19 protein-coding genes are annotated in these 18,919 nt (G+C 39.2%); 12 read left to right on the top strand and 7 right to left on the bottom strand.

Going from position 1 to position 18,919, the window contains the following annotated elements:
* The 4 genes from JW841_05835 to JW841_05820 form a co-directional block, all read left to right on the top strand.
* A partial coding sequence (locus JW841_05835) for a hypothetical protein (GenBank protein ID MBN1960447.1) occupies positions 1–724 on the top strand: 724 nt, incomplete at its 5' end.
* A 392-nt stretch (positions 725–1,116) separates the two neighbouring features.
* Positions 1,117–1,668, top strand: a complete 552-nt coding sequence (locus tag JW841_05830; protein ID MBN1960446.1) for an RNA polymerase sigma factor — start codon at positions 1,117–1,119, stop codon at positions 1,666–1,668.
* A 544-nt stretch (positions 1,669–2,212) separates the two neighbouring features.
* Positions 2,213–2,551: a thioredoxin gene (trxA, locus tag JW841_05825; GenBank protein ID MBN1960445.1), complete on the top strand. Its 339-nt coding sequence runs from the start codon at positions 2,213–2,215 to the stop codon at positions 2,549–2,551.
* A gap of 160 nt (positions 2,552–2,711) precedes the next feature.
* Positions 2,712–3,128, top strand: coding sequence for a thioredoxin fold domain-containing protein (locus JW841_05820; GenBank protein MBN1960444.1), 417 nt, complete (start codon positions 2,712–2,714; stop codon positions 3,126–3,128).
* Positions 3,129–3,154: 26 nt separating this feature from the next.
* Here the strand turns inward: JW841_05820 and JW841_05815 are convergent, their stop codons facing one another.
* Positions 3,155–3,577: an OsmC family protein gene (locus JW841_05815; GenBank protein MBN1960443.1), complete on the bottom strand. Its 423-nt coding sequence runs from the start codon at positions 3,575–3,577 to the stop codon at positions 3,155–3,157.
* Between the two features lie 347 nt (positions 3,578–3,924).
* On the opposite strand from JW841_05815, the gene JW841_05810 reads away from it, so the two are divergent.
* The 8 genes from JW841_05810 (at position 3,925) to JW841_05775 (ending at position 12,100) form a co-directional block, all read left to right on the top strand.
* Positions 3,925–5,757, top strand: coding sequence for a chloride channel protein (locus tag JW841_05810; GenBank protein ID MBN1960442.1), 1,833 nt, complete (start codon positions 3,925–3,927; stop codon positions 5,755–5,757).
* Positions 5,758–5,969: 212 nt separating this feature from the next.
* Complete coding sequence (locus JW841_05805) at positions 5,970–6,335, top strand: hypothetical protein (GenBank protein ID MBN1960441.1); 366 nt, start codon at positions 5,970–5,972, stop codon at positions 6,333–6,335.
* A 52-nt stretch (positions 6,336–6,387) separates the two neighbouring features.
* On the top strand, positions 6,388–6,975 hold the full coding sequence (locus tag JW841_05800) for an RNA polymerase sigma factor (protein ID MBN1960440.1): 588 nt from the start codon (positions 6,388–6,390) through the stop codon (positions 6,973–6,975).
* A gap of 28 nt (positions 6,976–7,003) precedes the next feature.
* Positions 7,004–7,609, top strand: a complete 606-nt coding sequence (locus JW841_05795; GenBank protein ID MBN1960439.1) for a hypothetical protein — start codon at positions 7,004–7,006, stop codon at positions 7,607–7,609.
* 30 nt (positions 7,610–7,639) lie between these two features.
* Positions 7,640–8,713, top strand: coding sequence for a hypothetical protein (locus JW841_05790; protein MBN1960438.1), 1,074 nt, complete (start codon positions 7,640–7,642; stop codon positions 8,711–8,713).
* Between the two features lie 12 nt (positions 8,714–8,725).
* A complete protein-coding gene (locus JW841_05785; GenBank protein ID MBN1960437.1) occupies positions 8,726–9,460 on the top strand; it encodes a hypothetical protein in 735 nt (244 codons plus the stop codon).
* An 8-nt stretch (positions 9,461–9,468) separates the two neighbouring features.
* Complete coding sequence (locus JW841_05780; protein ID MBN1960436.1) at positions 9,469–10,644, top strand: hypothetical protein; 1,176 nt, start codon at positions 9,469–9,471, stop codon at positions 10,642–10,644.
* A gap of 103 nt (positions 10,645–10,747) precedes the next feature.
* Complete coding sequence (locus JW841_05775; GenBank protein ID MBN1960435.1) at positions 10,748–12,100, top strand: diguanylate cyclase; 1,353 nt, start codon at positions 10,748–10,750, stop codon at positions 12,098–12,100.
* Between the two features lie 34 nt (positions 12,101–12,134).
* On the opposite strand, the gene phoU is transcribed toward JW841_05775, so the two are convergent.
* The 6 genes from phoU to JW841_05745 all read right to left on the bottom strand — a co-directional run bounded on the left by phoU (position 12,135) and on the right by JW841_05745 (position 18,810).
* Complete coding sequence (gene phoU, locus JW841_05770) at positions 12,135–13,244, bottom strand: phosphate signaling complex protein PhoU (protein ID MBN1960434.1); 1,110 nt, start codon at positions 13,242–13,244, stop codon at positions 12,135–12,137.
* Positions 13,245–13,270: 26 nt separating this feature from the next.
* Positions 13,271–14,101: a phosphate ABC transporter ATP-binding protein gene (gene pstB, locus JW841_05765; protein ID MBN1960433.1), complete on the bottom strand. Its 831-nt coding sequence runs from the start codon at positions 14,099–14,101 to the stop codon at positions 13,271–13,273.
* Between the two features lie 36 nt (positions 14,102–14,137).
* Entirely contained in the window at positions 14,138–14,977 is an 840-nt protein-coding gene (pstA, locus tag JW841_05760; protein MBN1960432.1) for a phosphate ABC transporter permease PstA, read from the bottom strand.
* A 14-nt stretch (positions 14,978–14,991) separates the two neighbouring features.
* Positions 14,992–15,954 carry a phosphate ABC transporter permease subunit PstC gene (gene pstC / locus JW841_05755; protein ID MBN1960431.1) on the bottom strand — a complete coding sequence of 321 codons (963 nt, stop codon included), beginning with the start codon at positions 15,952–15,954 and terminating at the stop codon, positions 14,992–14,994.
* Between the two features lie 3 nt (positions 15,955–15,957).
* Positions 15,958–17,037 carry a phosphate ABC transporter substrate-binding protein PstS gene (gene pstS, locus JW841_05750; protein MBN1960430.1) on the bottom strand — a complete coding sequence of 360 codons (1,080 nt, stop codon included), beginning with the start codon at positions 17,035–17,037 and terminating at the stop codon, positions 15,958–15,960.
* Between the two features lie 186 nt (positions 17,038–17,223).
* Positions 17,224–18,810, bottom strand: a complete 1,587-nt coding sequence (locus JW841_05745) for a hypothetical protein (protein ID MBN1960429.1) — start codon at positions 18,808–18,810, stop codon at positions 17,224–17,226.
* Positions 18,811–18,919 lie beyond the last annotated feature (109 nt).

Raw genomic sequence — 18,919 nt, 5'->3', positions numbered from 1 at the left:
GAGCAAGGGCATGGCTTTATCACCTGACGAATCTAAGCTCTATGTTTCAAATTGGATCACTAGTGACATAAGTGAATTTGATTTAGCCACCGGTGAAAAAACTCATTCTTGGTCGGTAGCTGCAACTCCACGAGGGCTATTTACCGTACCCAGTGGACAAAAATTATTAATCGCCAGTTTTGGCGCTGGCTTAATTGAAGCGCTTGATTTGCAATCACAAGCGCGAGAAACAATCTTTAATTCAGAAGGCGCTATGCGTCACTTTGCCTATGATAAGCAGCAACAACTTTTATATGTTTCAGATATGAAAAATAATGCTATTTATCGAGCAAAATTGCCCGATGGCAAATGGGAATTTTTTGTTAGAACTGAAAGCCACCCTAACACCATAAAGTTAACACCAGACGGCAAAATTTTAGCTATCTCAAATCGTGGTGTAAATGGCCCAAAATGGCCGGGCCCAGGCGCGACCTGGGGCGCAATAATGCTGATTGATACGTCTAATGGCAAAATACTCGATGTAATTGTGGGCGGCAATCAATGCACTGGCCTTGATATATCTAGTGATGGTAAAACCTTAGCTTTTTCTGATTTTAATGATGACCGCATTCACTTAATTGACTTGCCGAGTTATGAAGAATTGCTTAAATATAATGGCGGTCGATTAAAATCGTATGCTAAGGATCTGAAAAAAGTCACAACTTTCAATAAAATATCGCGATAAATACTGAAGCGAAATAAAAGCGCTAGGAATTTACTTGAACACCCTAAAATTTGAAACAATATCGATACCATACATTAAATGTAATAATAAAAACATTAAAGATCTTGATGAATTATTTGTTTAAAATAATAAAATAGCTATTTATGATACAGATTCTAAAACTGCAACTATTTGAACGTGGTGCAATAAACCTCCCCAAGTTAAACCGACACCAATCTTTGTGCAAGAAGGCGATAAGCAAAAAATTTACTACCGAGGAACCTCTCTTAAAATCGATTCTGCAATTTTAGGCTCACGCAAATAAAAAACCAGCAGACTCTCAACTCAACCATAAATCCGCATATCATAAATAAGGTTTGGCTTCTTCGTTCATTTGTATTAAATAAACTCACGTGACTAAAAAAGCTTGCCAACCAGATGAATTACGCCGTCGTGCTACTGCGGGCGATCCCGCTCTGCTTGCTGATTTGTTTACCTGTTTTCGCACTGATTTAATTAGTTTTTTACGGCAACGCTGTGGCCATGCGGGCGACGCTGATGATGCTTTGCAAGACGCTTTTGTGGCTGCCACTCGTTATCTTTCTGGCTATCGTGGCGAAACCCCGCTTAAAAACTGGCTCTATCGCCTCGCTAGTACTGCTTGCACACGTATGCGTCGCGGTCGCAAAAATAATCCAAAACTGCATGCAACTTATGAAGATGGGCAAGCTGCATCTATTGAAAAGATGGGGCAAGATGTTGAGGCAATGATTGAAGCAAAATTATCCCCCTTGCAAAAAGCGCTGGCAATATTAAATGACAAAGACCGCGCTGTGCTAATGTTACGCGATGGTGAGCAACTCCCTGCACGCGAAGTAGCAATTACACTTGATGTAACTGAATTGGCAGTTAAGTCGCGCCTGCATCGGGCTCGCAAAGCGGTGCAAGAATATTTGAGTAAATAAAAAACATTGCTTAAAAAACTAGTATCAAAACTTAAACGCATAAATAACGGCCATTTAATTTTATTAATCGCGACCATGCATACGCAATTTGCTCTCTCGACCGATGGTTTTGCACAGCAATTTATAAGATTTTCAAATTCATATTTCTTTCAAATAGCAGATGCGACCAAAGAAGTTTCCACCCATTAGAGTAGGCGTCACTAATTTTGAAAATTTTGCTGCTTTTTGGTTTTTCTATTTTGGCATTACTCTAATACCATTGGGGTTATTGGTTGCTTATATTGAAAAAAAATACAGAGTCCTCCCCAATGCTTTCACCGTTTCATATTTAATCTTTATATTGATTGGTAGTTATATGATTCCTGCTTCAGGTATGACCTTTTTTATGTTACCCCATGCATTTTATATGTTGATTTATAATTTTATAAAAAAACACCAAAGTTTGTACCAGTAAAAAATATTTTTCTTTTCTTTACACCCTTTTACTTGGCAACTGCATCTTAATTAGCAAGTGATTATATTATCAATTGCTAGGAGGCTTTTCATGTCTAACAAGACTCGCAAACTCACCGAACAAACCTTTGCAGCCGAAGCCTTGCGTAAAGATGGCACCCCCGTTTTAGTAGATTTTTGGGCAAGTTGGTGCGGGCCTTGCAGAGCTATGGAGCCAATTTTAGAATCGTTAGCTGAAGAGCTTGAAGGCAAAGCGGTTATTGCTAAAGTAAACGTAGATGAAGAGCCTGGGCTAGCTGGTGCAGCTCGCGTTCAGTCAATTCCGACCATGCTGCTCTTGCAAAATGGTGAGGTAAAAGATGTGTTTATTGGCGTAACCAGCAAAGCTGTGTTGCAATCAAAAATTTTAAGCCTATCCAAAGCTGCTTAAAAATGCAGGCACAGTTTACATAAAGCTCTAAATAGTGCCAAAGTAGACTATTAAGTAATGAGTTTGAGTTTAACTTATATTTTTAGCGCTGGTGTTTTGACCTCCAGACAAGTCTATTAACAATAATGCTTCAACATTAGCTACAATTACCACAGCAACCATGTTTTCTTTTATCTCTAAAAAATGCCCAGTTTGTCACGACATGGAGCCAATAATAAATACACTAAAAATATATTGCGTTGGTCGACAAGTTAACTTTGTAACATATGAAATTAACTCGCCAACTAACCGCTACCTAATAAATGAGTTCCATTTAGTTGGAGTACCAACGTTCATTTTTTTAAATGACCAAGGGATCGAAGTTTCTCGTTTGGTTGGCAAGCAACCTGAAAAAGAACTACTTCAAGCACTAAGTATGGCCCGCGGAGAAACATGCCCTGAGATTGGTCAACTACCAACGTCTGATACTTCAATGAAGTCTTTTGATGCTAATAAAACTAATTATGCTACAGAAAATCTTTCATGCCATGATCCGACTAATATAAAGTCAATCTCCTGTTTATTGTCATTACCGTAACTGCTGTTTTACATCGAGTAGGCGGTTCATGTATCGATAATAATGTCGTGGGTAACTTTTGCCGTATGCGCCAACATTGCAAAAACCCCACAATAAGTAGTGCGCGATAATTCAACTGCTCGCTCTACCTTGGTGCGATCAATATTCTCGCCCTTTAAATGGTAAATAACATGGATCTTGTCATAAACCTTGGGATGGTTTTCAGTTAACTCGCCGCTGACTTTTACTTCAAAAGCAGCAAACGTAACTCGCATTTTTTTCAAAATCGCCACCACATCCATACCGGTACAACCAGCAAGAGCTGTCAGGACTAAAGTTTTCGGACGTGGCCCAAGGTCTTTTCCGCCATGCTCGCTTGATGCATCGACCATAAACTGATGCCCCTGCAACTCAGCAGCAAAGGCCATATCTTGCTTCCAAGTGAGCTTGCTCTCTTGTGTCTCAGTCATATGCTTTAATCCTTTTCAGGCATATTTGCCCTATTTTAAAATTTTAAAATTTTCTATCGATAATTACAGTAATGTTTATTAGTAGCAAAGCAAGGTTTACTATTGTGTAACTGCTTACTTTTTTTATTAAAACCCTAAAATTTAAAAAAGTACGAATGATCAGTAGATAAATTTTTAAAATCTACGGTGATTCCTTAGACATAAGCTCAACAAGGTGTATATGTGCGCTTGAATAAATATAATGTTAATTTTGGTCACCATGCATTGAGGGTTTAAGTATTTTGAAGAAATTTAATATTAAACAGAAGTTATCTCTTCCATTTGCTAAAAATTTTATTAGCCAGCGCGTGCTCGATGTCAGCACGTTATTTTTACTCTGCGCTCTCGTAGGGGTTATCGCAGGTTTGGGTGCTGCAGGTTTTCACTATCTGCTGCAATTAGCTAATCATCTGTTTCTTGATGGCTTAGCTGGTTATCGCCCACAAGCACCGCTTGGTGAAAAAGCTCTTTTCCACGAAACCTTAAGCCATTTTTCTCGTTGGATATTATTCATCCTACCAGCAGCTGGTGGGCTTATTAGCGGTCTAATTGTCTTTTGGCTGGCACCAGAAGCTGAAGGTCATGGTACTGATGCCGCAATTGAAGCCTACCACCACCGTAATGGTTATATTCGAACCCGTGTTCCTTTTGTAAAAACTATTGCATCAGCAATTACTATGGGAACTGGCGGTTCTGCTGGTCGCGAAGGGCCGATTGCCCAAATTGGTGCCGGCTTAGGCTCGGCTTTAGCACACTGGCTAGGCCTCTCAGTTAAACAACGCCGCATAATTATGGCCGCTGGTCTGGGTGCCGGTATTGGTGCCATCTTTCGTGCACCATTAGCGGGCGCTCTTTTTGCCGCCGAAGTTCTTTATCGCGAAATGGATTTAGAATACGAAGTTATCGGCCCTGCAGTATTATCGTCGATTATTGCTTTTAGTACTTTTGGAAGTATCTTTGGTTGGAGCCCACTTTTTGAAACACCTAATTTTAGATTTAACAGCCCCCTTGAATTAGGCCCCTATTTAATACTCGCGCTTGTTGTGGCTTTTGGCGGTCGAATCTATCCGCAAATTTTTTATGGTATTCGCGACTTTTTTCGCCGCTTATCCATACCCAACTGGTTAAAACCAGCGTTGGGCGGTTTAATTGTTGGTTGTGTTGGCTTATTTGCTCCTTCGGCTTTAGCCACCGGGTTTGGAGTAGTGCAAAACGCTTTCCTTGGTCAAGCTACCGCTACCTTTTTGCTTATAGTTGCTGGTACTAAAGTTTTAACCACTTCATTTACGGTTGGCAGTGGTGGTAGCGGCGGTGTGTTTGGCCCTGCGGTAGTTATCGGTGGTTCACTTGGCGGTGCTGTTGGTATTGTGTTTCACAATTTGTGGCCAACCTTAGTTCCTGCACCAGGCGCATTTGCTATGGTGGGTATGGCAGGCTTTTTTGCTTCAGCAGCTCATGTCCCCATTTCAACTATTATTATGGTTAGCGAAATGACTGGGAACTATCAATTACTTGTTCCCACCATGTTTGTAAGTTTGCTTGGCTTTTTATTAGTACGCCAACATACACTTTACGAAAAACAACTGCCTACTCGTGCCGCTTCACCTATTCACCAACGCTTAATATTACGGGCGATGCTCGAACGTACTACAGTAGCAGAATTATTAGCCATGCATAAAACTGCACCACCCGCTACCGTTCGCGATGATGCACCATTATCGGTAGTTTTAGAACGATTTGCTCAAAGTGGCTATACGAGCTTGCCAGTTCTCAACGAAAATGACTCTTTAGTTGGCGCTATTCCTTTTCAAAGCGTTCGTCATATTCTTGAAAACCGTTCTACCCTTTCGCAAATCATCGTCGCAAAAGACATGGCTGATAACCCTGCAACAGCTACACCCGACCAAACACTTTTTGATGCTTTACGTGAAATGGGCAAACGTCAGCACGGTGACTTATTGGTAGTTGCTAAAAATGACCCCAAACGTAAAGTTCTAGGTATCTTAACCAGCAACGATATCAATTCGATTTATGACGAACAGTTTGTTGATACCAGAGAACCAATAGCTAAAACACCTTTATCAATCATACGTAATTTACTTAAACGTATGCATATACCTGGTTTTATTTCTTCGAAGTAGGTTTTCTATTTTATTAATTATACTAGATATACTTATTTCTTAATAATCATCGCATCATTGTATGCTGTTATATTAAACTAATTACCTGACAACATACCATACCATACACATAATTTTTGCTTTGTAACGTTTTTGCCGAATCATAAGTAGCACCTTAAGAAAGCATTAACAAAAGTTTTATTGCTGGCTACCGTGAAGCATATGAGGTTGTCATGAGCAAGCTCGATCAATCTTTTTTTTATAATCTGTTTCATTGCAGATTATGGTTTGCCCAAATCGCATTAATCTTTTTATTCTTTATTTTCAATGTTGATTGTGCATACGAACCTACCAAAGTTACTAGCCCACAACCATCGATAACAAGTACTACTCCTAAAGCTGTTTGCTCAAATCAACTTGTTTCACAGGTACAAATTGCAGGTATCAACTTTACTCCCACTACTTTTGCAGCCCTAACTGATCATCCAACTTTAGTAATACCACAAATTTCTCTGCAACAAGTACGTGATCTAAACAATCAGCAATCAGTTAATTTTGGCTACCACATAATGTTTAACCATCGACATTATACAAGATAAAAAAAACAAGCATTGGACATTCTAACGGTATAAAGTGCTAACGGATAATAAGGTGACTAACACGCAAAGTGACATATCGAGTGAAAAACTCGCCTATGCTGCCCAACACGGTGATCATAACGCCTTAAATTCTCTTATCAAACGACACAAGAATGAAGCTTATCGGGTTGCGCTGCGCATGTGTGGTCGACCTTTTGACGCCGAAGAAATTTTACAGCTTGCTCTTGAACGCCTCTTTAAACATCTGCGCCGATATGATCATACCCGAGCCTTTAAGCCTTGGTTGTTTCGCATCGTAGCAAATCAGGCGCGTAGTTTTCTGCGTAAACAATATATTAAATCTCTATTTTTTTTGAGCGAACCGCCGGCTGCCCCAGAACCGATCAATGATAATAGCCCTCACCTTTCATTACATAAAGACGAAGTTAAACAGGTGCTCAAAGATGCGCTCTTAGCCTTGCCAATAGATCAACGTGAAGCTTTTATTTTTAAACATATCGAAGGGTTGTCGTTTGCCCAAATGCAACAAGCTACTGGAGCTTCGGTAGCTGCCTTGCGCGTACGAACGCATCGCGCTCGCAAAGCCATTCTGCAATACCTGCAAGACCGTCATGTAACGTTTTCGGCGTTACGTGAGTAGTCATAATTAAAGAAGCAAGGAATTCGTCATGAAACGCATTGATTGTCAAAAGTGCCAAGAGCTTTTAGAGCAAAAATGGGATGGCGATGCTCTTAATAGCAATGACCTTGCTGCTATGTCTGATCATGTAGAACAATGTAGTTCATGCAAAGAATATCAATTAAATATGAATAGCGTACTTGAGCTTTCTGCTTCACTTAAAGAAGTTGAGCTTGAACGCGAAGTCGTATTCTCTCCCTTGGTATTACAACCACGTAATACTCGCTCATTCTTTGCTGGTGTATTAGCTACTAGCACAGTAGCAGCAGTTTTTATGCTTGGTCTATTTGTAGGTGGCGTCTTTAATAATCATCAATCACCAGTTAATGAAAGCCAAATCGTACGCCTCGTAATACCAGCAGCTAATGCTAAGCAAGTAGAAATAGTTGGTGATTTTACTAACTGGAAAAACCGTATTGCTTTAACTCCAGCAGAAAACGGCATGTGGGTAGGCGAACTTAAAGTTCCCCCAGGACGCTATAAATATATGATCGTTATCGATGGTAAAGTTTTACAACCTGATCCCGCAGCCCGCGAAGTTGTGGATGATGGTTTTGGTGGTAAAAACTCGGTGTTGGATGTTGGCAGTATATAAAGCCACACCCGCTACCGCTAGGAGGCAGTCATGAAGGCGAAACAATTTTTTAAGCAAACAATTTTGTTGGGTGCAGCTTTAATATTTGCTAGTCATCCTTTATATGCCCAAGAAAAAGTGCAGAATAAAAAAGAAGTTAAGGTACAGACGCAAACACAAACACAAGCTACGTACAGAAACTTAGCTTATATTGCTGCTGATGAGTTGCAAAAAAATGGTGCTCTCAATGCTGAGCAAGTTGAACCATTTAAAATGCAATTACAAAAACGTCTGTATCAACAAAATAGTGAAGCGTTAGAAAGTTTATGCACTCAAAGCGATAATGAAAAATGTCAATTACGCCTTCGGCAACAATTACGCGAATGCGATAAAGAAGGCCGGCAACAAGGCAGTATCAAATCGCCACAAGAAGCAGCACGCGTTGCTGCATCCTTGATGGTAGCTACAGCCAAAGGGTCTGATATTGACGAGACCGGGCAAATGATTAAATCGCAGCTCAAAAACAAATGGAGCGTAAAAAATGTGGAGGATACTGCAAACGAAATCAAACAAATGCAAAAACAACACCGTTGGCTAAAACAAGCTCGGCAAATGTTAAACGAATGCGTTAACGAAAATTCATGCAACCCCACGCAAGCACGTATTGCTTTGTCTGTAATGAAACAAGCTTCAAACCGTGCTGACTTAGATGCACGCCAAGCACATCAAGAAATTCGTCTAGTACTACGTGAGCAACAACAACAAAAAACGCAACTCAAAGAAACTCCTGATTCAGAAAATGCTCTAAAAACTAAAATGCAAAAACGCTTACGCCTACGCGCTCAAAATAACAACACAACAGTAAGTAGTGAAAATGGTTTGCAACAACGCCATCGTTATCGTAACGGAATGAACGGTGAAATTCGTCAAGGTGGTGGTTTTGGTGGCAAACAATCAGGTGGTGCCGGCGCCGGTTTTGGTGGTGGCAGCGGATCAGGTAATGGTAATGGCGCTGGCAGTGGTGGCAGTAGTAGTGGTGGTAGTAGTAGTGGTGGCAGCGGCAACAGCAGTAATACAAACAACTCTAATAGTAGCAGTGGTAGTGCTAATGGTTCTAACCAGTAACTTTAGGCACAGATGACTTCAATTGCTAAAATAATTAGAGCGTGGGTACATATAATACCCACGCTCGTTTTTTTATCATCGTTTATTTGTAATACGCCAGCAAGTTTTGCAGCTAATGATTCATTATTACATTTAGAAGATGATTTAAAAAACTTATCAACTGATAATGCGGTAACGATCCGCTCATATATTGAACGTCTTAAACAACAGAATATTACTATAAGTATTCTTGAACAAAAACTTCACGAAGGATTAGCTAAAAATATTCCACCGCAGAAATTAGTAACGGTTTTACAACAAATTACCGAAAATTCTTTATGGCAGAACACCTTAATTTCATCGTGTATTTGCGCGCAAAAGCCAAACACAAAAAATGCCATGATTAACCTTGGTAATGATGCACTTTTAAGTGCCTGGACCCGTAAAGACTTATCGGCTGCGATTAAAATTGTATGTAATAGTCAAGATGGAGCAAATAAGCTTGCAATAGCTTTTGAACTATACGCTTATACAACAAATCGTTTGCGTGCTGATAAAAAATTAAGTTTATCTTTTGCTTTAGCAATTTTAACAAAAAAATCTTTTAATACCGCCGCAAGCAATCAGTTTGTTCGCGTTCTGCAAGAAATTTTTAAAACGCGTGGCAATATTAATAACGTATTAAGTTTTGCAACCATCCGTTTAAACCGTGGTTTATCACCACGCAATACAGCTAATGAAATACGTGAACAGTTTTTGTCAAAGTGAGGTAAACTATGTGTCGTTTACAACTAAATATTTTATTAGCCAATATTTTTGCCATTATATTCATAACATCGTCTGCTTTAGCACAAGAATCAAATGAACCTAATGAACCTAATGAACCAACGAAATTGCTTTTACGCGCTAATGCTAGCATAGGCGGTGCTTACACAACGAATCTATATCTTAATGCTTCAGAACTATCTGATAGTTTAGGGATTGCGAGACTGGCTCTTTATAGCAACTGGTTGCCCACCGACAGTATTAGTTTAAAGCTATCTTATGCAGGTGACTCCTCTTACAATAAAACTATTACTTACGATCGACATTATGGGCACCTCGGTATCATAACTTTTGGAGTTCGACCAACAGATGCTTTATTTACCACTATCGCCGCAGGTGGAGAACAAGCTTATTATCCTAATAAGCTCGCCAATAAATATTCATTTAATGGTATGTTTGGTCGAGTAGGAGCACGCTATGAAATTGGTGATACCAGTACTTTAAAAATTAATTATCAATTTCGCCAAGACCATTTTGCAAAATATGATCTTGATAATCGCTCTCACACTCCCGCACTACAATGGGATCAAGCCATCGGCGACTACATTGAAATACGTCTGCCGCTGGTTTATGAGTCGATATACTATATGGAACGTTATCTTTCAGATATTAACGGTAACTTAACTTCTCAACGTAAAACCAGTAATCTTATCAAAGCCGAACCGACTATAATATTTATGCCAAGTTTTACACTTCGTATAACCGGAACACTTGCTATAGAACAAAACAATTCAAATGATACCTATTACTATTTAGGGCCGTTTGGTGTCGAAGACCCAAACATAAATTCTAATTTAATAAAAAATTATGACTCGTATACTCAAGGTTCATCCACCTTAACTATCCAATGGGAAACTCTTGCGAATCTAACTAATAGTATTCGTTTAGGAGCAGGAATGCGAAGTTATGCCAATCGACCAGCTTATGATATTAACGGATTGGCTACTGGAGAAAAAGAGCAAGACACTTGGATTACGCCTGGCATTGAAAGTCGCCTTCGCATCAATGATTTTCTCGGGCTACGTTTTAGTTATAATCTTACTAAACAATGGAGTAATAATGCCCTTTGGGATTTTACTGCACACCGCGTTGAAATATTTTTAGAAACTTGGGCTGGTTATCCCTAGCATTCTTGTTAATTACATGGCTATGTTTCTCTTGATGAACTTAGTGCAATTTCCACCTGCGGTGATTGCGTGGAAATTGTCTATAATTATCGGGAGTCTGAAATTGAATTTGCTACAAATCGCCACCGCCTTAATGGCAGCTACTGACGGTTTAATTGTATTAGACTACCATGAGAATGTATTATTTGCTTCGCAAGGGGCTGCGGAGATTTTTGGATTTGAAAATCCTGAGCAACTCGTAGGTTACGCATTATTTGACCTATTGCAATCATCTGATACGGCTAATGCAAAATTTATTCTTGATTGCTTAAAAGTGCATAAAAAACTTAAGCCAACCCGTCTTGCCATTAAAAATCACACTAAAAATGAAATTTGGGTTGAATTACGGGCTAACAATATTCCGCAAACCACAAAAAATGAACTTCCGCCAAGTATTTTATTGAGTTTACACATAATCCCATCATCACCACGTCATGATGAAAAGGTACATCAGCTTGAATATATAGTTAATACTTTACAAATAACCGCAGCTACTGATCAACTTACCGGTACCTATAATCGTCGTCATTTTGAATTAGTCGCACATAACGAAATTGAACGTAGTCATCGTTATGGCCAGCCATTATCATTAATCATGATTGATATTGATCATTTCAAAGATGTTAATGATCGTCTTGGACATCTTATTGGCGATCAAGCACTAGTTGCTATAGCACAGCTTGCTATTAAAATTTGCCGATCATTTGATGTTGTTTGTCGATGGGGTGGTGAAGAATTTGTTCTACTTGTACCGGGTGTTGGTGGTGAAGAAGCCTTAAAAATTGCTGAACGACTTCGTAAACAAGTACGTGAAGCCGATATCCCAAATGTTGGTCGCCTTACTATTAGTGCTGGCGTTACTCAATTAGGAACTCATGAAACTTTTGAACAATGGATAAAACGAACTGATGATACTCTATATAAAGCAAAAAACGCTGGCCGTGATCGTTGCGAGTTATCCTCTCAGTCCTCAGATACTCACACAATTAGACTATTAAATCTAGTTTGGGATCCTAGCTATTCAAGTGGCTCCGAAAGAATTGATCAAGAGCATATTGAGTTATTTGTTTTGGGTAATGCTATATTTGAAGCTCTGCTAACAAATTCCCCTGTTGATAAATTACAAAATCGCTTTATCCAATTGCGTGATTCACTGGAAATGCATTTTCAACATGAAGAACAAATATTAAAAGATATCAAATATCCTTATTTAAATGAACATATAGATTTACATTTAGAGCTATTAAAACGGTTTAAAAAGTTTTTTACTAACATTAAAAATAAAAATTCACTAACCTTTAGTAAGTTAGTTGATGTCTTAGTGAAACAACTAGTGTTAGAACACTTATTAAAAGCTGATCAAAAATACTTTCCTTTCTTATCACCGCATTTGCGTATTTCGAAATATCACAAATAAAAAAACTTATAAACACTAATTAATTTTAACAAAATCATGCCCATGCTTTCATAAATGTTACAAGTTTATTTTTTATTTCATCGCGTATTTTACGAAACGCTTGCAAAACCTCATCATCATTACCTGTCGCCTGTGTTGGATCAGGCAAATTCCATGATTGTCTTGATAATTCGCCAGGTATATATGGACAGTTTTCTTCTTTGCAAAGATTGATAACAGTATCAACATCACCAATTGGTATTTCAGAGAAACTTTTTGGCTTAACACCTTGTAAATCAATGCCAACTTCTTGCATTACTTTTATAGTTAATGGATTAATCTCCTTTGCTGGTTGTGAGCCGGCACTCCAGATACGCACTCCCATCGGGAACGTTTTTATTGCCCAAGCTTCAGCCATTTGACTGCGCACTGCATTGTGTACGCACAAAAATAGCACCCCATGAGGTTTATTTTCTTTAGGGTTGGCGTTTTTTTGTCGTCCCTGATGACGAATATCCTTGCCGTGTTCCATAAAAACTACCATTTCGGCCAAATTAGTTGCATGATCGCCAATGCGTTCAAGATACTTTGCAATAGATTGTATCTTGATGGAACGATGAATAGTTTTAGGATCTTCAAGCATATAGGTAAAGAGCTCCCGAAATATTTGCCCATAGTAAGCATCAACAATATGATCTCGCTCAAGTACAGCTTGAGCATGCTCGGAGTTATGCGAAACAAATGCATCAAGAGCATCTTTAATCATTGATTGAACCACGTCAGCCATTTTAGGTAAATCGATATACGGCTTCAATGGTGGTTCAGTATTTAGCTCAATTGTGCGCTCACATATATTTACCCCAAGATCACCCATACGTTCTAAATCAGTAACTATTTTCAATGCTAAAGTAATAAATCTTAAATCTGAGGCAACTGGTTGCCGCTTTGCTAAAACCCGCAAACAGAGATTATCAATAGCAAGCTCAAGCTCATCTATCTCATTATCGTATTCGATCATGCGATATGCTAAATCGCTATCTTTATTAACTAAAGCCTGCATCGACTTATTCAACATCTCTTCTACTTTTGCACCCATAAGTAATAAACGCTCACGCAGTTTACGTAATTCGTCTTCATATTCGAGATCTGTATGTTTACGATTCATAATTTACCCAATAGTTCGTTTGGTGATTAACCAAATCGGCCAGTAATATAATCTTCGGTTCGTGGATTGTTTGGTAGAGTAAACATCGTATCAGTGTCACAAAACTCCACAAGTTCTCCCATATAAAGAAAAGCGGTATAATGAGAGACTCGACCAGCTTGTTGCATATTGTGAGTGACAATCACTATTGTATAGCGGTCTTTAATTTCATGAATTAGTTCTTCAATTTTAGCTGTGGCAATGGGGTCTAATGCTGAACATGGTTCATCCATTAGTAATACCTCAGGCTCAAGAGCCAAAGAGCGCGCTATGCATAAACGTTGTTGTTGACCACCCGATAAACTGGCACCCGAACGTCCTAATGAATCTTTAACCTCATACCAGAGAGCAGCTTGAGTCAACGCTTTCTCAACTAATTCGTCATCATTTTTTGTACGAACACCATTAAGTTTAAGACCAGCTAAAACATTATCCCGAATTGACATAGTCGGAAACGGATTTGGTCTTTGAAATACCATACCAACACGACGACGTACTGATACGGGATCAATGTCACGTCGATAAATATCTTCATTATCAAGTAAAACCTTACCGCTAGCATAAGCACCTTCAGTAACTTCGTGCATGCGGTTTAGACATCGAAGTAATGTAGATTTGCCACATCCAGACGGGCCAATAATTGCCGTAACTTGATTTTTTGCAATAGCTAATGAAATGCCTTTTATTGCTTCAGATTTTCCAAACCATGCATACAAATTTTCAATTTGCATTTTTTGAATATTATTTGTCTCTGGATTAGCAATAATTGTATTGTTACTAATTGCTGATTCTGCAATTGCTTTCTGTGCGTGTCGCATCAATAATGGCAACCGAATCTCTAAATCGGATTTCACTTAATTACCTCCACGCGTATAGGTAATGATCCGCGCGCCAATATTTAGCACTAACACCATTACCACCAATACAAGTGCTGCGGTCCATGCCTGCTTATGCCAATCTTCAAAAGGTGAAACGGCGTAAGTATAAATTTGCACAGGCAATGACGCGATTGGTTTAGCTAAACTAATCGACCAAAAACGATTATTTAAAGCAGTAAATAATAGTGGTGCCGTCTCACCAGCAGCCCGAGCAATAGCTAGCATTACACCAGTTACAATTCCTGGAGCCCCAGTACGTAAAACAATGCGAACAATAACCCGCCATTTGGGCATTCCAAGAGCTAAACCAGCTTCACGCAAAGAATTTGGCACTAATCTGATAAGTTCTTCAGTTGTACGCGTAATTGTTGGCAACATAATGATGCTAAGAGCTAAACCACCAGCAAAAGCAGAGAACTGTCGCATCGCTACAACGATTAGTGTATAAATAAAAACACCTACCGCAATAGAAGGTACACCTGACATAACATCCGCACTAAAACGTACAATCTTGGTAAAAGTACTGCCGCCAAATTCTGATAAATAAACACCCGCCAATACGCCAAGTGGTAAACTAATTGCTGTTGCAATCCCTACTAATACTAATGTACCAATTATCGCATTAGCAAAACCACCACCAAGCTCACCTACAGGTTTAGGTAATTCAGTAAAAAACTCTAAAGAAATCCCACCAAGTCCTTTACTAGCAACATAAATTAGTAGACTTACTAAAGGTGTCAAAGCAAGTAATAAAGCTACAATGCACGCGCCTCGCGCAATTTTATCTATATAGCGGCGACGTCGATATGAATCCATATTTACGATATCTCCTAACCACTAGGCATGCGCTTGACTCGCCACACCAGCAATCGTGCGGCAATATTTAAGATTACAGTCACAGCAAAAAGCAAAAGAGCAATTTCTGACAATGCCGCCAAATGCAGGTCGCCAGTCGCTTCAGTATATTCATTAGCAATCACACTAGCCATAGTATATGCTGGATCTAAAATTGATGTTGATATTTCAGCACGATTGCCAATTACCATGGTAACTGCCATTGTTTCTCCAAGTGCTCTGCCAAGCCCAAGAATGACTGCTCCGATAATCCCCGAATACGCGGTAGGTAGTACCGCTGTATATACTGTTTCAAAACGTGTAGCCCCAAGAGCTAAAGCACCTTCGCGTAAAGTTTTTGGAACCGCGCGCATTACTTCACGACTAACTGAAGTAATGGTTGGTAAAACCATAATCGCTAGTATTAACCCACCAGCAAGCATGTCAAAACCGCGAGCCGCTCCACCAAAAATCGGTAATAAACCAGGTTCAATATCATCACGAAGCAAGGGAGCTAAAACAAATATACCCCACAAGCCGTAAACAACACTAGGTATTGCGGCTAACAATTCAACGATAAAACCTAATGGTTTACGCACCATACTTGGGGATAATTCTGAGAGATAAATTGCGATGCCTAATGAAATAGGCACGGCAATGATTAAAGCTAATATCGATGAAACAACAGTACCAAAAATAAATGGTAAGGCACCAAATAAATCACGAACTGGGTCCCAATCACGGCTAACCACAAAACCTAAGCCAAATTCACGTATAGCTGGCGCAGATGCACGCAGCATTTGCAGAGCCATAGCGCCAAGCATTAAAACAATTAAAGCGGCAAAGCTCGCGGTAATAAAACGAAAAATACGGTCGCCGCGATTAACTTCACCGTTTTGTGAACCACGGCTAATATTAAAAGCAGCGACCTTTGTAGTTATATCCTGTAATAGTTTCATATTTTAAAGCAGCGATTTACCTGCCGTATCATGCAAAGATTTAAGTTTTGTTTCGACTTTTGTAACTACAGCTTGTGGTAACGGGGCATAATGCAAAGGTGGAGCCAATTTTTGGCCTTCATGAATAGCCCACCATAGAAATTGCACTAAGGCTTTTCCTTTAACAGCAGCAGCTTGCTCTTCATAAACTAGAATATATGTAAAAGCTGCGATCGGATAAGCATCTTTGCCTTCTGCATCAACAATTGACATACGTAAATCTTCAGGTAATTGAGTAGCATCTCCTGATCCAGCAGCAGCTGCAGTAATACTTTCAAGAGTTGGCTGAACAAAACTACCAGCTTTATTTTTGATAGTAGCGTATGGCAGTCCAGTTTGGATGGCATAAGCAAGTTCAACATAGCCAATATTGCCTGGGCTAGTTTTTACTTGCCCAGCAACGCCTTCATTGCCTTTAGCCCCAAGACCAACAGGAAATTTAACACTTTTACCCTCGCCTACCTTTTCTTTCCAAGTTTGGCTAATTTTAGCTAAGTATTGTGTGAACACTGCTGTCGTGCCGCTACCATCAGAGCGTGAGACCACCGCTATCGCTTGATCAGGCAAAGCAATGTCTTGGTTTACGGTTATTATACGTTTATCATTCCATTTGGTAATTTCACCAAGGAATATACCAGCAATTAATTCTGGTGTTAGTTTAAGCGATTTGATGCCTGGTAAATTATAGGTAACGACTACCGCACCTAAAGTCATGGGTAAATGAAATATCGGTTTAGCAAGTTTGGCTAATTCGCTTTCTTTCATTGCCGCATCAGTTGCACCAAAATCAACAGTGCGTTCAGTTATTTGGCGGATACCACCACCAGAACCGATAGATTGATAGTTTATACGTACACGAGGATCTATTTTATGGTACTCATCCATCCATTTTGAATATAGCGGGTAAGGAAAAGTAGCTCCAGCGCCGTGAATATCTATACTTTCATCACCAGCAGAGTCCGTAGAACTAACTTTAGTATTGGATGTACATCCAAAAACTAAAACCACAATTGCTGTTAAGACAACATTTTTTAAAATTCGCATAGTTCAATCCCTTTGGTATCGATATATTTAATGATTTACGCTTTGTTTGTGACAATGCTGTGACAAATTTGTGAATTCACTATGACTAACGAAAAAAGACTTATTTACAGTAAGCCATTATTAAAATGACAGCATTTTGATATTAACTCAAATCGTAACTTAACGAATTGTTTTAATTACAAAATATTATTGCGATTGCTTATCTTTATCTACGGTAGCTTGTGGTTTATATATAAAATGCGGATTTGTACGATCATTACTTGCAGAAAATTCAAATTGATTGGCTTTAGCTATGCGTCTATTTTTCAGGCCCCGGCGAATTTGTTTTAACAATACAATGAAACGATATGCACCATGCTCTAACGGTAATAATACTAAATAACTTAGCGCTCCAATAGTCAAACCTCGCAGCATAACACCTGCATTATTATTACCACCAAACCTATTAATAATTTGTGCGATTGAAAACCAATGAAGATAACCCAGAATCAGTGGATGCGATAATGTTGCAGCAATTAATGCGGTTACTGCAGCAATCGCTATACTGGCAAATGGCCAATATGTACTTTTAAATAGAAATAATTCTTCGGTGTTAGTCCTGCCACGACGTAGTAATTCATCAGCCAACAATATACCAACTAAACCAGCTAACAGGCTGCCCAGTAGAGATGGTTTAAGTAAATCTACTGGCAATAAATGCCAATCTAACACAGCTAAAGTAAGCATAACAACAGCTATGCTTGAAATTAAAAACCGCATCCGTCTTGGATACGGCCAAATACCAAGCAGTGCAAAAGCTGTGCCTTGCAAACCAATAAGAGAGATAAAACCGATACTAAATAATGCAATTAATAATAACGCCGCACTAGCCGCAATTATCCCGCCAAACGCACCGATGTCAGGAATGGGATGACCACTGGCGTAACCACGTATTTGTATAGAAGCTTGAGCCCAAATCAAACGTGTTAATAACAATAAAAACGCCATAAAAAAAAAGTTAAAAATACCTCTTCTGACCTCTTGCCGCACTGAGGCGCCGCGCTGAAAACGCAACCAGTCGTTTACGATCAATATTCCCGGTAATGCTAATGCAATAATTCCGGCACTGGCATCTGCCAGCTCACTTGTCGATGGGAAAGTACATGATAATGTAGTCACTATTTTAATGCCGACGACATAAATCGCATATACCGCAAGCAAGACGGCTAGCGTTAATCCCATGGGTATTAGCACCCGAACTATTTTAGCGAGCTGTTGCGTGTTACGACAGGCGACTATATAACTACTAAATATAATTATAAAAATGTAGCAGAACACCCCAGCTAGTACGGCTATATCAAAATGAATTTTAGTGATAAATGAGGGCAATACAAATTTTAACGCATTTATTAATCGTTCTACCCATGAAGCTATTGTTGCAAACCATACACTAAAAAATGCAATAGTAATAACAATGCGTAACCACAAGGCTAAAGCTGCGCCACGAGTTCCAAATGCAGCGCGAGTTTGTGGTATGCTGCCTATTCCTAAAAAAAATGCCGAACGACTTAACAATAAGGCAAGTATAAGAGCGCCTATTAGACCCATAAATGTCGCGATTAACGTACCTATCGGATTAAGATTTGTAGCCATTGAAGCCAGCAATACCGGAGTACAACCTATAATGCCCCATAGCCATTTAATGTGGGATTTTTTTAGCGGTTTGGCACCAATTGCCCGCGGAGCAAGCTCAGGTGGTGTTAAAACGGGATCGCCAAATCTTTCAGTTGCCATATCTGCACGTAATTAAATAATTACTTAAATTGTGCATATCAGATATGGCAACTATCAACAAAAGATTTAGCTATTTTTAGATAATACGCTCAAATTAAAAAGGGCAAAC

The sequence above is a fragment of the Deltaproteobacteria bacterium genome (genome assembly GCA_016931625.1).
In the GTDB taxonomy this organism is placed as follows: Bacteria; Myxococcota; XYA12-FULL-58-9; order XYA12-FULL-58-9; family JAFGEK01; genus JAFGEK01.
The sequence above is the reverse complement of the archived record's forward strand: the minus strand, read 5'-3'. Positions and strand labels throughout refer to the sequence as shown.

Excerpts from the sequence above, each read along its gene's own strand:
- pstB (MBN1960433.1), bottom strand. The coding sequence starts at position 14,101 with ATGCGACACGCACAGAAAGCAATTGCAGAATCAGCAATTAGTAACAAT.
- JW841_05745 (MBN1960429.1), bottom strand. The coding sequence starts at position 18,810 with ATGGCAACTGAAAGATTTGGCGATCCCGTTTTAACACCACCTGAGCTT.
- JW841_05815 (MBN1960443.1), bottom strand. The coding sequence starts at position 3,577 with ATGACTGAGACACAAGAGAGCAAGCTCACTTGGAAGCAAGATATGGCC.
- pstA (MBN1960432.1), bottom strand. The coding sequence starts at position 14,977 with ATGGATTCATATCGACGTCGCCGCTATATAGATAAAATTGCGCGAGGC.
- JW841_05780 (MBN1960436.1), top strand. The coding sequence starts at position 9,469 with ATGTGTCGTTTACAACTAAATATTTTATTAGCCAATATTTTTGCCATT.
- JW841_05785 (MBN1960437.1), top strand. The coding sequence starts at position 8,726 with ATGACTTCAATTGCTAAAATAATTAGAGCGTGGGTACATATAATACCC.
- phoU (MBN1960434.1), bottom strand. The coding sequence starts at position 13,244 with ATGAATCGTAAACATACAGATCTCGAATATGAAGACGAATTACGTAAA.
- JW841_05795 (MBN1960439.1), top strand. The coding sequence starts at position 7,004 with ATGAAACGCATTGATTGTCAAAAGTGCCAAGAGCTTTTAGAGCAAAAA.
- pstC (MBN1960431.1), bottom strand. The coding sequence starts at position 15,954 with ATGAAACTATTACAGGATATAACTACAAAGGTCGCTGCTTTTAATATT.
- JW841_05790 (MBN1960438.1), top strand. The coding sequence starts at position 7,640 with ATGAAGGCGAAACAATTTTTTAAGCAAACAATTTTGTTGGGTGCAGCT.
- trxA (MBN1960445.1), top strand. The coding sequence starts at position 2,213 with ATGTCTAACAAGACTCGCAAACTCACCGAACAAACCTTTGCAGCCGAA.
- pstS (MBN1960430.1), bottom strand. The coding sequence starts at position 17,037 with ATGCGAATTTTAAAAAATGTTGTCTTAACAGCAATTGTGGTTTTAGTT.
- JW841_05820 (MBN1960444.1), top strand. The coding sequence starts at position 2,712 with ATGTTTTCTTTTATCTCTAAAAAATGCCCAGTTTGTCACGACATGGAG.
- JW841_05805 (MBN1960441.1), top strand. The coding sequence starts at position 5,970 with ATGAGCAAGCTCGATCAATCTTTTTTTTATAATCTGTTTCATTGCAGA.